The organism is Arthrobacter sp. 10N43 (assembly GCF_056394525.1).
The window spans coordinates 26,242-39,856 of sequence record NZ_JBFTIA010000015.1 but is presented as its reverse complement, the minus strand read 5'-3'; the positions used below and the strand labels follow the sequence as shown (position 1 = coordinate 39,856).

Below are 13,615 nucleotides of genomic sequence, written 5' to 3'. Positions count from 1 at the left end.
TCTGCCGTGTGACACATCACACAGTAGACGCCAATTCATCTTTTTTCCACACTTGGCGAAAAAAAATCTTGAGACCCGCCTCGCGCTTGTGGGCAGGATCACAATCGCGTATTATCTACAGTCATAGAAAAACATTTTTTCGAAGTCGACCCGGAGGATCCATGCGAACTTCAGTACTGCAAACGGCCGTCCGCCACCCATTGGCGTCCCCTGACGAAATCCAGGAAGCTCAGTCGCTGTTGAGTGCTAACGGCCTGCTGGGACCGGAGAAGCGGATCGCATACCTCGGACTTCTGGATCCGTCACGGGAGCAGGAGGTGGAGGACCGGCGGTTCCGCGCGTTCATTCATGACGTGTCTGGAGCTGCACCGACTGACGCGATTGTTTCGGTGACAACGGGGACGCTGATCTCCGCACTGGAGCTCGATACAACAGCCACGGGTGAGCTTCCCGTCCTGGGGGAGGAGTTCGAGATCGTCGAGCAGCTCCTTGCCACGGACGAACGGTGGCTCAAGGCCTTGGCCGCCCGGAATCTGGATGTCAGCAAGGTCCGCGTCGCCCCGCTCTCCGCTGGTGTCTACGAGTACCCGGAGGAGAAGGGCCGGCGCATCCTCCGCGGGCTTGCCTTCGTGCAGGATTTCCCCGAGGACAGCGCGTGGGCGCACCCGGTCGATGGCCTGGTTGGATACGTCGACGTCGTTAGCAAGGCTGTGACCCAGGTGATCGACACCGGCATCTTCCCGGTTCCCGCCGAACACGGCAACTACACCGACCCGGAGCTCACCGGCCCGCTGCGGACCACGCAGAAGCCCATCAGCATCACCCAGCCGGAGGGGCCCAGCTTCACCGTCACCGGCGGCAACCACGTCGAGTGGGAGAAGTGGAGCCTGGACGTCGGCTTCGACGCCCGCGAAGGCATTGTGCTGCACAACTTGGCCTTCCAGGACGGGGACCGGCTCCGGCCCATCATCAACCGCGCGTCCATCGCCGAGATGGTGGTTCCCTACGGGGATCCGTCGCCGATCCGGTCCTGGCAGAACTACTTCGACACCGGTGAATACCTCGTGGGCCAGTACGCCAACTCGCTCGAACTGGGCTGCGACTGCCTCGGCGACATCACGTACCTCAGCCCGATCGTCAGCGACGCGTTCGGCAATCCGCGCGAGATCCGCAACGGCATCTGCATGCACGAAGAGGACTGGGGCATCCTGTCCAAGCACTCGGATATGTACACGGGCATCAACTACACGCGCCGCAACCGCCGCATGGTGATCTCCTTCTTCACCACCATCGGCAACTACGATTACGGTTTCTACTGGTACCTCTACCTCGACGGCACCATTGAATTCGAGGCCAAAGCCACCGGCGTCGTCTTCACCTCCGCCTACCCTGAAGGCGGCTCCGACAACATTTCCCAGCTCGCTCCGGGCCTGGGTGCGCCGTTCCACCAGCACATCTTCAGTGCCCGCCTGGACATGGCCATCGATGGGTTCACCAACCGGGTCGAGGAAGAGGACGTGGTCCGGCAGCCGATGGGCGAGGGCAACGAACGCGGCAACGCATTCTCCCGCAAGCGCACGGTCCTCACCCGGGAATCAGAAGCCGTCCGCGACGCCGATGCCGCCAATGGCCGCACGTGGATCATCTCCAACCCGGAGTCCCGCAACCGGCTCGGCGAACCCGTGGGCTACAAGCTCCACTCCCAGAATCAGCCCACCCTGCTGGCCGACCCGGGCTCCTCCATCGCACGCCGCGCCGCGTTCGCCACCAAGGACCTCTGGGTCACCCGCTACGCAGAAGAGGAGCGCTACCCCACCGGCGACTTCGTCAACCAGCACAGCGGGGGAGCCGGGCTGCCGGCCTACATCTCCCAGGACCGCGACATCGACGGCCAGGACATCGTCGTGTGGCACACCTTCGGCCTGACGCACTTCCCCCGGGTGGAGGACTGGCCCATGATGCCCGTGGACACCGTCGGCTTCAAGCTCCGCCCGGAGGGCTTCTTCGACCGCAGCCCCGTCCTGGACGTGCCCGCCAACTCGCAGCCGTCCGCTGGCTGCCATGCCGACGGCGACGCCGGCGGACACTGCCACAGCTAAGCGCTTTCGCGTCAGGAATCACGAAATGACCACGACGGCGGGACGGGTCCGGTCAGCCGGGCCCGTCCTGCACCCGCGAATCTGCGCAGCACTTACGGCCGTGTCCTGCCTGGTGCACCTGTGGCTTGCGGCCTCGGGGCACCACGATGCCTGGCTCGGCGCTCTTATGATTGCCCTGGCGGCGGTCTGTGTCCCGTGCACTGTGCACATCTGGCGCCACAGCAGAATTGGAGCTCTCCACCAGGTCACCATTTCGGCCGTGGCGATGGTGTTCCTGCATACGGTCTTGCTGCTCGGATCGGGCGGCGCCGGTCACGCCCACGGCGGGGGGCCGGCGTCGAAGGTTGTGGAGGCGTCCGGCGCCGCTGAACTCTTGCTGGTCATCGGGCTGGAACTCACGACGGCGTTGCTCGCCGCGACGCTCGTATCCCGGCTGAGGCCTCGCGTCCTGCCCGAAGGTTAGGCGCCGGCATGCGCGGCTTGTCCACAAAGGGCCGTCCGACTCTTCTCCGTCAGCTAGCGTCGTGCGCTTCATTCAAGGATCGAAGAAGAAACCGAAAAGCGCCCAGCAACTGGCCCGCGCTGTCCGGATTGAGCGCCACTTGGATCCCGGCATCCCGCAAGCTCCCGGCAAGCAGGACGGCCAGCGGTTCGCTCGAGCCGGTTGGTAGCTTTCCTTCACGAGTCCCGATTTGGAGTTCGGCGCTGAAGGCCGTGAACACGCCCGTTGATCCGACGCCCCGTTCTTTGCTGAAGCCCAAGAGCTGAGGTCCGGAAATGTTATAGAAGTAACCGATTCCCTTGTCCGCTGAGACTGCAAGCAGTGCCTCTGCGTAAGCCTCAACCCGCTGCGTCCAATTCAGCTTCTCGCCGCCGTTGGATTCAATGGCTGAACGGGCGTTGTCCAAAAATTGATGGGCCACCCGCTGATATGCCGCGGCCAGCAACTCTTCGCGACCACCGGGAAAGTGGGCATAAAGGGTGGCCCGAGCCATTCCGCTGTCCGTCAGGATCTTGCCCACCGTCACCGAAGAGAGGTCGCTTGTCCCCGTTTCGGCAATCACGGCCAATGCTGACTGGATCAGGTCATTGCGCGTACTCACCTGCCGGCGTTCGCGGAGACTTAGTCGCTTCGCGCTCTCCACTGACATGTGCCCTCCTCGGCCTTTGTGCCACTCCGTTGGCGGCCCACATCTCACCCTACGTCTTTCTTGAAAAAAGACTTGCAGTCCGAAAACTAGACCGCTAGTCTAGTTTTTATGACAGCTTCCCTTGCCCCCGGCGTGGCCATGGTCCGTGAGGCCCTTCCAATGTTTGGCATCGACTCCGCAGCGCGAGTTACGTTCATCAAACAACGCGAGAATCAGGTCTTCCGGGTCGAATACGACGACCAGGATTGCGCCGTGCGGATTCATCGGCCCGGCTACCGGGCGGCCGATGAGATCGAGTGCGAATCGCACCATCTGCGCGGCCTTCGGAAAGCCGGTCTCCTAGTACCAGAGCCCGTTGAAAGTCTCCTTGGCGGCTACACCGTCCCGGTGGACTGCGACCAGCGGTTGGTCTCCGTCCAGCGTTGGTTCCCCGATGCCTTCCCTATTGCAGACTCGTTCCAGGTCTTTACGGGGGCCGGCACTCTGGACCAGAACCACATGCGCGAACTGGGTGCTGTGATGGCCCGCCACCATCGTCACGCAGAATCCACCACCCCGCCGGAATCCCTTGGGAGACCTGCCTGGGACCTGGACGGGCTATTCGGTCCCGGCGCCCTCTGGGGTGATGGAACCCGGCTGCGGTCCCTCACGCCGGAGGATCGCCTGTCCTTGGCCAAGGCCGCGGAGGCCGCATCGCGAGTAATTGAAGCGCTCGGAAGGGATGGCAGTGTGTTCGGGGCCATCCACGCCGACATGACCTTCGAAAACGTCCTTGCCACCGGCGACGGACTTGTCATCATCGACTTTGACGATTTCGGCGAAGGCTGGTTCGGCTTCGACATCGCCACAGCCCTCTTCTTCGCCACGCCACACGCGAACTACGCCACCCTGGCGGAGGCATTCCTGCACGGTTACGAAAGCGTCCGTGCGCTGAATCCCTCCGAACGCGACGCATTGGACGCCTTCTTGATTGCGCGGGGCATGAGTTACCTGGGTTGGGCCGCAGACCGCCCGGGGGATCCGGCCAGCGATTTTGCTGAATCCCGGCTGGGCCCTTGGGTGGTCGAAGCGGCAAAAAGATTTACCGGTAGCGGTTCAACCGGGTGGATACACCAAGACGATTCATCGGCAACACCCAAAGGAGAAATCTGAAATGACTGCGAACCTGCTGAAACGCCGCTACGAAACGCTTGGGCCCTACTCGCCGCTTTTCTACGATGAGCCCCTGGAATTTGTGGCGGCCCATGACGTCTGGCTCACGGACGCCCGCGGCGAGCAGTACCTTGACGCCTACAACAACGTGCCCCAGGTAGGCCATTGCCACCCCCGGATCATAGCCGCCATGGCTGATCAAGCGAGCCGGCTGAACATCCACACGCGCTATTTGAACAACCACGTCGTGGACTACGCCGAGCAACTCCTGGGCACCTTTCCGCCAGAATTAAACAGGGTCTTGTTCACTAACAGTGGCTCAGAGGCCAACGATCTCGCGTTCAGAATGGTCCGGCAGGCTACGGGTGCCTCGGGCGTCCTGGTCTCGGACTTCAGCTACCACGGACACACTTCGTATTTGGCCGGTCTGACCACCGGGCTCCGGACAGGCGAGGCCCTGGCCGCCGAAGTCCGGCCCATCCGCATTCCGGACATGGACCGCACCATACTGAGCGAGCCAGACCTGCTGGCCGCATCCCTTGCTGAAGTAGATGCCGCAATCGAATCCCTCGTCCGTGCCGGTTATGGCCTTGCAGGCTTCCTTTTCGACTCACTCTTCTCCACGGAGGGTCTGAACACCCTTCCGGCCGGCTATATAACTGGCGTCATCGACCGAGTCCACGCGGCGGGCGGACTGGTGGTCGCTGACGAGGTCCAGTCCGGCTTCGGACGTACAGGAACACATTTCTGGGGCCACCAGCGGATCGGTGCTTCCCCTGACTTCGTGACGCTGGGCAAACCCATGGGCAACGGTCATCCCATCGGGGGCGTGGTCACCAGCAGTGAAATGCTGGACCGCTTCGGTCCACACAACAACTACTTCAACACCTTCGCCGGGACCCCCGTTTCGGCGGTGGTTGGAAGCACCGTGCTCTCAATCCTCCAGGACGAGCAGCTTCCGGAAAAGGCCACCATCCTCGGGGCGTCAATCAAGGAATCCCTGGAGAAGCTCCGCGCAGAGTACCCGTTTATTGGACCCATCAAAGGAACCGGCCTCTTCTTCGGTTTTGAGGTCTTCGACGACAAAGTCCCGGAAGCACCCTCTGCAGACCGGACCAAACGGCTGGTCGAGGCCATGAAACGCAACCACGTGTTGATCAGCCGTATTGGCCGAGATGACAGCGTGCTGAAAATCCGCCCGCCGCTTGCATTCCGGAGCGAGCACGCGGACCTTCTCCTGGATGCACTGAAAATCAGCCTTAAGGAAGTCTGAACCCGCTGATGCTGGACGCCGGCACCGGTGCCGCTCCCTGCAGCGCCAACCAGCTGACGCCGGAGCTGAGGATGGCGCCGTTGCCCTTGGAGCGGCAGGGCATGTTGACTCCGATGTCGACGCTTGTACATCGTCACCGTGGCGGCTGCCCAACCGCGCCACGATGTTCGTATGAACGCCCCCCTAGGTCCGGTCCACGAGGTGGATGACGAGCTCTGGGAGCGCGTCTTCCGAAGCAACGTCACCACCCTCATGCCGCCTCACCCCGCGCCGTTGTGCCGCTGAATGCTGGTGGCCGGCACCCAACGCAAGTGGACGACGGCGGGAGGTCCCGCCGTCGTCTTCTCACTCTGTCCTGTTGGTTCAGGGTATTTCCGGCACGCCTCCAGTGGGAGCCGGTCGAGAGCGGTCGCGTTTACAAGTAGCTCTTGACGCTCGCACGGAGTGCTGCCGTGTGCTCGTAGATCTCTTCCAGTGAGCTAATCGGCACCCGCGTCTCTTCCTTGTTGTCGTCGAAGATGCCGATGTACTTCTGGGTGCGGTTGAAGTGCAGGCGCGCGATCGGCTTGCGGTTGTTGTCATCCAGCAGCACCGCGAAATAGGATTTGGCGTCCCTCTGTACCACCCGAGCGGGCTTGACCTCGCTGCAGACGATGGCCCGCACGATCTGGTATCCCTCGATTTCCTCCAGTGTTGTCTCCAAGCCGTCTGCCTCGGCCAGATCCGCTTCGGCCACAGGTGCACTGGTGACGGTGGCCGCCACTGTTGCGTCCTCAACTTGCGGGAAGGCCGCGCCGCCGAGGGCCTTCTTCAGCCGCTCGTTGACCTGGTCGTTCAGGAACTGCTTGGACGCTTTAGTCACCAACGCGGTGAACTGCTCGCGCACCTTCTGGGTGTAGGGGCCTGTGTACACGCGACCGGTGAGGAACTTTACCCACTCGTCCTCGGGCTCCTTGAATTGTGCCGCCAAGGTCCTCTTGAGTTCGCCGATATATTTCAGTTCGCCTGCCGCGCTGATGATCGAATCGAGATCAAAGACGTCCTTTGACAGCTTTTGCAGCTCCGGAATGAGGGATTCGTCGATGTCGTTCAAATCGAGCACGAGGAACGGCTTGGTGTCCATGCGGTTCGGTGCATCGAGGTCCGTGAAGAATTGGTACAACTCGCCGTTCGTAAGGATGGCGATCCTGGCGTTGGTGACGGCAAAGTACCGGAAAAGCTGGGATGCGTGCTCGATCTTCACCGGTTCCGTGGACTTCTTGCATTCGATCAGGATCTGGACCTCGCCGTCCTTGACGATCGCGTAGTCGATCTTCTCGCCCTTTTTGAGCCCAACATCCGCGATGAACTCCGGAACGACCTCCATGGGGTTGAAGACGTCGTAGCCGAGAATTGTGGAAATGAAGGGCATGACAAAGGCATTCTTTGTGGCCTCTTCCGTTTGGATCACACCCCGCTGCTGGCGCACCTTTGCTGCCAAAGCTGAAAGTTTTTCTGCAAACTCCATTTGTCCCCCTGAGAATTGATGGTGCTGCCAACCGTAGCGCAGCCCTGTGTCAATTTGATGAAGGTAGCCGAAGGGTGAGATTAGGGCCCACCTACGGGTGATCCTGGAGAGGCGCGGGGCGTTCCTGGGGGACAGGGATCTCGAGTCTCACGACAAGGCCGGAGGTAGCTGAATTCTCGAGGGTGACGGTGCCGTTGACCGATTCCGCGGCGGCTGCGACGATTGCCAATCCCAATCCGGAGCCGTTCGCTGTGCCGCGCGCGTTCTCTGCCCGCGAGAAGCGGTCGAACGCGTGGGGAAGGAAGTCCGGCTCGATGCCAGGGCCGGTGTCGGTGATGACGGTGATTATGTGGGAGGGTTCCTGCCTGATGGTGGCGGTGATCCTTCCCTTCCCGTCGACGGCGCGGAGGGCATTCGAGAGCAGGTTATCGAGCACCCTCCCGTAGAGGAGGGCAGGCATTGGTGTCGGTACGGCGCGGTCTGCGTTCTCGGGTGTGGTCAATTCGATCTCGACGTCCTGGCCCATGGCGCGGAGCCGGGCCCGGTCGATGGCTTCGCCCGCCTCATCGACGAGGGCCCCGAAGTCGGTGGCCGACGGTGTTGGGCCACCGGCATCCAGGCGGGAGAGTTCCAGCAGGCTTTCTACAAGTTCGGAGAGCCGGGTGGTTGCACGCTCGGCGCCGAGGATATCGGAGTCAATGTTGCTGCGGTCGCCGGCGCGGAGCAGCTCAAGGTGCGCCTGCAGAACCGCCAGTGGTGTGCGCAGTTCGTGGCTGGCATCCGAGACCAGCTGCCGTTCCCGGGAGGCCGATGCCCGGAGGGTCTCGATGAGACGGTTTAGGGTCGCGGCGAGGCCGGTGATCTCATCCCGGGCCGGGCCCACGGGCAGCAAGTCGTCCGCACCGGCCGCGACGATCGCTTCCGCGCTCCGGCGAAGTTGCGTAACTGGGCGGAGCGCAGCTCCCGTCAGAAGCCACGAGGCGGCACCGAACAGAAGCGTGAGGGCGCCGAGGCCCAAGGTCACCCCCGTGGTGAGGTTGGTGAGGATGAGATCGGATTCTTGCTGGTTGCGGGCCGAGATGATGGTCCAGTTACCGGCGCCGGTCGGAACGGTTTCGACGGCGACCAAGTAGGTGGCCTCACCCGCGACAAGCTGCTGCGGACCGGTGCTGGATCGGTTGATATGAGCCATATTCGAGGTGATGGCCGCAGGCAGCGTCGAAACCTGGCTGGTTCCGGCAGGATCGATGACTGCAACGAGCTGACCCTCGCCGGGATTGTCACGAGGTTCGTTTGGCTCCTGCTCAATGGCCGTCTCGAACTGGGCGGCGTCGCTTTGGAGTACTTCGAAAGCGGCGTTTTGCATAAGGCTCTCGACCTGCTGCCGCACGACGAGGCCAACGGCACCGAAGAACAAAGCGGCCAGCAGCAGCGTGCCCATCGTGATCCGGGCACGGATGGAGAGCCTGTAAAGCGCCTTCACAGGTCTCGCGCAAGCTGGAAACCGACACCTCGTTTGGTGCGCAGGCTCACCCCGGTCGGGAGCGGATCGAGCTTGCGGCGGAGGTAGCTGATGTACTGATCGACGATATTCGAATCTGCGTGCTGAAGAGTTCCCCAGATCTCCAGCAGGATCCGCTCCCGTGGCAGTGTCTCGTCCGCGTTTTGGGCCAAAAAACGCAGCAGCGCGAATTCCTTGGGGCTCAGCGGAACTACCTTCCCGCCCGCTCGCACTTCGTGGTCGTGGCTGTCGATGATCAGCTCGCCGACCTCGATCCGGGGACTGAGCGCCAGGCCCTCCCGGCGACGGAGTGCCCGCAGCCGGGCTGCGAGCTCGTTGAAAGCGAAGGGTTTGATGAGGTAGTCATCGGCGCCGGCGTCCAGCCCTCTCACGCGGTCGCTGACGTCGTCCCGGGCCGTGAGCATCAGGATGAAGAGCGCGGGTGACGCCTCGCGCAATCGGCGGCAAAGTTCGAATCCGGACATCCCCGGCAGCATCACATCGAGTATCGCGACGCCGTAGTCCGTTTCTTGGGCCGCGATCAGGGCTGTCAGGCCGTCTTCGATCCAGTGCGCCTCGTAACCTTCGACGCCGAGGCCGCGGGCGAGGAGAGGCCCAAGTTCAGTGTCGTCTTCGACCACCAGCACTCGCACGGGACGGTCACAAGATTCAGCCATGGAGCTATTCTCGCCGAACCGGGCGTCGCGTTGGCACTTCTGGGCACCGCCACGGTGTCCCCTCGGCGTGTCTGTGAGAATTCTCAGACAGGGGCCCTTTTTTCGCAGTTTCACCGGAGCAACGAATGGAAGGGTGCAGTTCATGAGCACCCGAGAGATGACGTCGCCGCCCCCAACCAAGCTTCTGAGCAAGGTTCCCGAGATCACGATCTGGTTCTGGATCATCAAAGTCCTTTGCACCACGGTCGGAGAGAGCTTTGCCGACTTCATCAACGTAGCCCTCGGAGTAGGCCTCGTTGAAACGGCTGTCATTTTCACCGGCGTCACCGCCGTCGTACTCGCCGTGCAGATGAGGCTCCGACGCTACCGCCCGGACACGTATTGGCTCACGGTGGTTCTGCTGAGCATTACCGGAACGCTCTACACCGACCTGCTCACGGACCAGGCAGGCGTACCGCTCTGGATCAGCGCCAGCGTGTTCTCTGTGATGCTCGCTGTGGTCTTCGCCATCTGGTTCGTCAAAGAACGAACCCTGTCCATCCACAGCATCACCACCAGGCCCCGCGAAGCCTTCTACTGGCTCGCTGTCCTCGTGACGTTCGCCCTCGGCACGGCCCTGGGCGACTGGACCCTCGATCTCACCGGATGGGGACCGGGCGCGTCAATTCTGCTGCCCCTCATCCTCATCAGCATCGTCACCGCCCTCTGGCGTTTCGGCGCCAACCCAGTACTCGCCTTCTGGATTGCCTACATCCTCACCCGTCCCCTGGGCGCGAATATCGGAGACTGGCTCAGCCTCACCGCCCCCGAAGGCGGCCTGGGCCTGGGCACGCTCACCACGAGCATCATCTTCCTCCTGGCCATCCTCGCCACCGTTGTGTATCTCTCAATCAGCAAAACCGACACCGTCGAACGCGCATCGGGCAAGACAGCGACTCCAACGCCTCCCGGGCGTCCTCGGACAGCGTTGGGAATCCTGGCAGTTGTCGCGGTCGCCACCATCATGCTCCTCGCCTACACAAGCAGCCTCCCGCACAAGAGCGCCCTCGCCGACGAAAGCCCTGCAAAGAGCTGCACTGCCGGTTCCGTGCCGACCCAGCCTGAGGCCCAGGCGGCAGCGAAAGCAAACTTCCCTGCCGCGAACATGACCGAGTTCCGAACCATTGCCTCCGACACCCTCGCCTTCGTCAAGAAGGGCGACCAGGCCGCAGCCGCGGCCCGCGTTACCGATCTCGAGACCGCCTGGGATGACAACCAATCTGCGCTGAACGCTGCCGACTGCGGTGCCTGGACCTACATCGACAAACAGATCGATCCCGTCTTGTCCGCTGTCCGCGCGCCCACCCCCAAGGCGGCGACCGAACAGACTGCCCTGAAGAACCTCCTCGCGACGCTCGGAGGTGCCTGAGCAAGACGAGCATCCAGGTGCAGGCGGACGACGGCGGGAGGTCCCGCCGTCGTCTGCTGCGTTTACCTGCGCCAAGAGGGCAGGGCAGCACGTTCCAAGCCCACCGTCCGGCCCTACCGGGATAGCGCCGGACGGCCTATCGTGGTCCCTGCCATCAGCCCGAGGGAAAGGAACGACGATGTTCACCCTGCAAATTAGCTACCCGGTCCGGGAGTATGAGGCTTTCAAGAAAGTGTTTGACACGGATCCCGCAGGCCGCGCGGCCTCGGGCGCCCGGTCTGTCCGCGTGTTCCGGGATACCGAGGACGGGAACAGCGTGGCCGTGCTCCTTGACTTCGACACCCAGGACGCCGCGACCGCCTTTCTGGAGAAGTTGCGGACCCAGGTGTGGGACAACCCCGAGGTGATAGGACAGCTGATGACGGCAGCGCCGACCGCCAGGATTCTGGAAGAGGTGGCCCGGGAGGGCCAGGGCGCGGGCTGACCGCTGAGAATCCGGTGGTCCCGCCGGATAAGTGAACCGCAACTTCATCCCGTCCCCGGACGACGGCGGGACGTACCGCCGTCGTCCGCTTTCCGGTGCCCCACTGGCAGGCGGCCTGCGCAGCGCCGGATCCGTCCAAAAATAAGGCAGATTGTGCGATGAGAGCTATTGACTGAAAATTCAGTCAGGACTTATGGTTGATGCAATACATCAATGTGATGTAGCTCACGAAAGGTTTGCCATGATCAGCACGCGCTTCCGCAAAGACGCGGATTCCGTCGGTGCCGCATCCGCGCACAAGGACCGCTTCGGCCGCATTGAGTCGGCCGGCATTGAGTTCATTCCCGACGACCAACGCACCTCCCGCCCCCGGAACCTGTTCACCGTGTTCTTCGGCGGCAACTTCGCCTTCTCCGTCATCGTTTTCGGCTGGCTTCCCATTACCTTCGGCCTGGACTTCGTCGGCGCCGCCACGGCCAGCCTCACCGGTCTCCTGCTTGGTACGGCCCTGATCGCCCCGATGGCTCTGCTGGGGCCACGGACCGGCACCAACAACACCGTTTCCAGCGCCGCACACTTCGGCACCCGCGGAAGGTTGATCGGTTCGGCCCTGACCCTGTTATTCGCCCTTGCGTACGCCGCCATCGCGGTCTGGACTTCGGGCGACGCGCTGGTTGCCGCCGCCGAGCGGCTGCTGGGCGTCCCCGTTGACGGCACCACGCTGGCCATCGGCTACGCCGTGATCTCCGTGGAAATCGTCTTGGTCGCGCTTTTTGGCCACGGCACCGTGGTGGCAATGCAGAAATTTGTCGCCCCGGTGGTCGGCATTCTGCTGCTGGTCGGCGTCGTTGCTTTCGCGCCCACGTTCAGCCCCACCTCCGTACATGCCGACTACCTTCTGGGCGATTTCTGGCCCACCTGGATTTTGGCCGCCGTCATTTCCGTCGGAGGCCCACTGTCCTACGCGCCCACGCTGGGCGACTACAGCAGACGCATCTCCAGGAAACGCCACTCGGACCGTTCCGTGGTCGGCGCCACCTGCCTCGGTGTGTTCCTGGGCCTGTTTGTCACGGCTCTCTTCGGCGCCTTCACAGCCTCGGCCATCCCGGAACTCGGCAGTTCCTACGTTGCAGATCTGGTGAGGTCCGCGCCGGCCTGGTACCTGCTGCCGATCCTCATCATCGCGTTGGCCGGCGGGCTCGGCCAGGGTGTGCTCAACCTCTACGCCAGCGGCCTGGACCTCGAAGCCCTCTTCCCGCGCCTGCGCCGCATCCACACCACGCTGATCACGTCCGTGGTCGCCGTCGGGCTCCTCTACCTTGGAGTCTTCGTGTTCAACGCGGTGGACTCCATCACCGCCATGACGCTGGTGCTCAACGGATTCGCCGGCCCCTGGGTGGCCATCAACGTTCTGGGCTTCCTGGTCGCCCGTCGTGGCAAATACCACGCCGCAGACCTCCAGCTCTTTCGTGCCAACGGACCGCGCGGACGGTACTGGTACAGCAACGGCTGGAACCTCCGGGCCGTGATGCCCTGGGCCATCGGATCAGTCTTCGGCCTGCTGGCCACGGACACATCCCTCTACACGGGCCCGCTCTCGCAGCTCGCCGGGGGAATCGACCTCAGCTTCCTTGGCTCCACAGTCATCGGAGCCGTCGGCTATCTCGCGGCTCTCCGGCTCTGGCCCGAACCGACTGCCTCCCTGGCCGAGGCCGCACCGGAGCGGGGTGAGCACGTATTACTGTCAAACCATGACTGACAAACTAGCCAAGATCCTCACCGCCGCCACCACCTGCATCGCCAGGAACGGGGTCCGGGGAATGCGGGTCAACGACGTGGCAGCAGAAGCCGGAGTTTCACCGGGCCTCCTGTACTACCACTTCACCGACCGGGCCGGCCTGCTTGCCGCAACGCTTGAACACATCAACAAGCAGGTCAGCAAGGACGACGCCGCCCCCGCCTCCCCTGACGCCGAAGACCGCGCCCGGCACTTCAGGCACCTGCTCCTCGACGAAATCAAGGACGACCCTGATGTCCGCCGGAATTCGGTGGCCTGGAACGAACTGAGGGCCTGCTCCATCTTCGAAAAGGAGCTGGCGGAACCGCTTTCCCGGACAACGGCGGAATGGAACCGTGAGATCGCCCAGGCCATCGTGGCCGCCAGTGAAGGCACCAGCGAGGACGAGGCCGCAGTCACCGCGGAGATCCTCACCAGTTTGGTGGAAGGGATCTCCGGCCGCTGGCTCAACGGTTTCATCACCACAGACCATGCGCGTTCCCTGGTGACGACCGCCATCGACTCACTCACCGCAGCACGCCCGAGTACCTTGCAGGAACCTTCCGAACAGGGTCTGGGCAAATGA

General features: G+C 63.0%; 12 protein-coding genes. 8 read left to right on the top strand and 4 right to left on the bottom strand.

Features of this window, described 5'->3' with window-relative positions; all coding sequences use genetic code 11:
• The first annotated feature begins 161 nt into the window (after positions 1-161).
• Positions 162-2,099 (top strand): primary-amine oxidase, encoded by a 1,938-nt coding sequence (locus AC1DDO_RS19940; protein ID WP_476972590.1) that lies wholly within the window; start codon positions 162-164, stop codon positions 2,097-2,099.
• A gap of 25 nt (positions 2,100-2,124) precedes the next feature.
• Positions 2,125-2,562 (top strand): hypothetical protein, encoded by a 438-nt coding sequence (locus AC1DDO_RS19935; protein ID WP_476972589.1) that lies wholly within the window; start codon positions 2,125-2,127, stop codon positions 2,560-2,562.
• Between the two features lie 49 nt (positions 2,563-2,611).
• Here AC1DDO_RS19935 and AC1DDO_RS19930 read toward each other — a convergent pair whose 3' ends face one another.
• Complete coding sequence (locus AC1DDO_RS19930; protein ID WP_476972588.1) at positions 2,612-3,250, bottom strand: TetR/AcrR family transcriptional regulator; 639 nt, start codon at positions 3,248-3,250, stop codon at positions 2,612-2,614.
• A 159-nt stretch (positions 3,251-3,409) separates the two neighbouring features.
• On the opposite strand from AC1DDO_RS19930, the gene AC1DDO_RS19925 reads away from it, so the two are divergent.
• Entirely contained in the window at positions 3,410-4,402 is a 993-nt protein-coding gene (locus AC1DDO_RS19925) for a phosphotransferase enzyme family protein (protein ID WP_476972587.1), read from the top strand.
• A 1-nt stretch (position 4,403) separates the two neighbouring features.
• Entirely contained in the window at positions 4,404-5,675 is a 1,272-nt protein-coding gene (locus AC1DDO_RS19920) for an aspartate aminotransferase family protein (RefSeq protein ID WP_476972586.1), read from the top strand.
• A gap of 415 nt (positions 5,676-6,090) precedes the next feature.
• On the opposite strand, the gene AC1DDO_RS19915 is transcribed toward AC1DDO_RS19920, so the two are convergent.
• The 3 genes from AC1DDO_RS19915 to AC1DDO_RS19905 all read right to left on the bottom strand — a co-directional run bounded on the left by AC1DDO_RS19915 (position 6,091) and on the right by AC1DDO_RS19905 (position 9,360).
• On the bottom strand, positions 6,091-7,182 hold the full coding sequence (locus AC1DDO_RS19915; protein ID WP_476972585.1) for a type I restriction endonuclease: 1,092 nt from the start codon (positions 7,180-7,182) through the stop codon (positions 6,091-6,093).
• Positions 7,183-7,273: 91 nt separating this feature from the next.
• A complete protein-coding gene (locus tag AC1DDO_RS19910) occupies positions 7,274-8,665 on the bottom strand; it encodes a sensor histidine kinase (protein ID WP_476972584.1) in 1,392 nt (463 codons plus the stop codon).
• Positions 8,662-9,360 (bottom strand): response regulator transcription factor, encoded by a 699-nt coding sequence (locus AC1DDO_RS19905; protein WP_476868652.1) that lies wholly within the window; start codon positions 9,358-9,360, stop codon positions 8,662-8,664. The genes AC1DDO_RS19910 and AC1DDO_RS19905 overlap by 4 nt, the downstream gene beginning before the upstream one ends.
• A gap of 142 nt (positions 9,361-9,502) precedes the next feature.
• Between AC1DDO_RS19905 and AC1DDO_RS19900 the strand changes: the two genes are divergently transcribed.
• The 4 genes from AC1DDO_RS19900 (at position 9,503) to AC1DDO_RS19885 (ending at position 13,615) form a co-directional block, all read left to right on the top strand.
• Positions 9,503-10,768, top strand: a complete 1,266-nt coding sequence (locus tag AC1DDO_RS19900; RefSeq protein ID WP_476868651.1) for a COG4705 family protein — start codon at positions 9,503-9,505, stop codon at positions 10,766-10,768.
• A 178-nt stretch (positions 10,769-10,946) separates the two neighbouring features.
• Positions 10,947-11,252 (top strand): hypothetical protein, encoded by a 306-nt coding sequence (locus AC1DDO_RS19895; protein ID WP_476868650.1) that lies wholly within the window; start codon positions 10,947-10,949, stop codon positions 11,250-11,252.
• Positions 11,253-11,493: 241 nt separating this feature from the next.
• On the top strand, positions 11,494-13,011 hold the full coding sequence (locus AC1DDO_RS19890; RefSeq protein WP_476972583.1) for a purine-cytosine permease family protein: 1,518 nt from the start codon (positions 11,494-11,496) through the stop codon (positions 13,009-13,011).
• On the top strand, positions 13,004-13,615 hold the full coding sequence (locus tag AC1DDO_RS19885) for a TetR/AcrR family transcriptional regulator (RefSeq protein ID WP_476972582.1): 612 nt from the start codon (positions 13,004-13,006) through the stop codon (positions 13,613-13,615). Before AC1DDO_RS19890 ends, AC1DDO_RS19885 begins: the two co-directional genes overlap by 8 nt.

Excerpts from the sequence above, each read along its gene's own strand:
- AC1DDO_RS19940 (WP_476972590.1), top strand. The coding sequence starts at position 162 with ATGCGAACTTCAGTACTGCAAACGGCCGTCCGCCACCCATTGGCGTCC.
- AC1DDO_RS19935 (WP_476972589.1), top strand. The coding sequence starts at position 2,125 with ATGACCACGACGGCGGGACGGGTCCGGTCAGCCGGGCCCGTCCTGCAC.
- AC1DDO_RS19930 (WP_476972588.1), bottom strand. The coding sequence starts at position 3,250 with ATGTCAGTGGAGAGCGCGAAGCGACTAAGTCTCCGCGAACGCCGGCAG.
- AC1DDO_RS19925 (WP_476972587.1), top strand. The coding sequence starts at position 3,410 with ATGTTTGGCATCGACTCCGCAGCGCGAGTTACGTTCATCAAACAACGC.
- AC1DDO_RS19920 (WP_476972586.1), top strand. The coding sequence starts at position 4,404 with ATGACTGCGAACCTGCTGAAACGCCGCTACGAAACGCTTGGGCCCTAC.
- AC1DDO_RS19915 (WP_476972585.1), bottom strand. The coding sequence starts at position 7,182 with ATGGAGTTTGCAGAAAAACTTTCAGCTTTGGCAGCAAAGGTGCGCCAG.
- AC1DDO_RS19905 (WP_476868652.1), bottom strand. The coding sequence starts at position 9,360 with ATGGCTGAATCTTGTGACCGTCCCGTGCGAGTGCTGGTGGTCGAAGAC.
- AC1DDO_RS19900 (WP_476868651.1), top strand. The coding sequence starts at position 9,503 with ATGAGCACCCGAGAGATGACGTCGCCGCCCCCAACCAAGCTTCTGAGC.
- AC1DDO_RS19895 (WP_476868650.1), top strand. The coding sequence starts at position 10,947 with ATGTTCACCCTGCAAATTAGCTACCCGGTCCGGGAGTATGAGGCTTTC.
- AC1DDO_RS19890 (WP_476972583.1), top strand. The coding sequence starts at position 11,494 with ATGATCAGCACGCGCTTCCGCAAAGACGCGGATTCCGTCGGTGCCGCA.
- AC1DDO_RS19885 (WP_476972582.1), top strand. The coding sequence starts at position 13,004 with ATGACTGACAAACTAGCCAAGATCCTCACCGCCGCCACCACCTGCATC.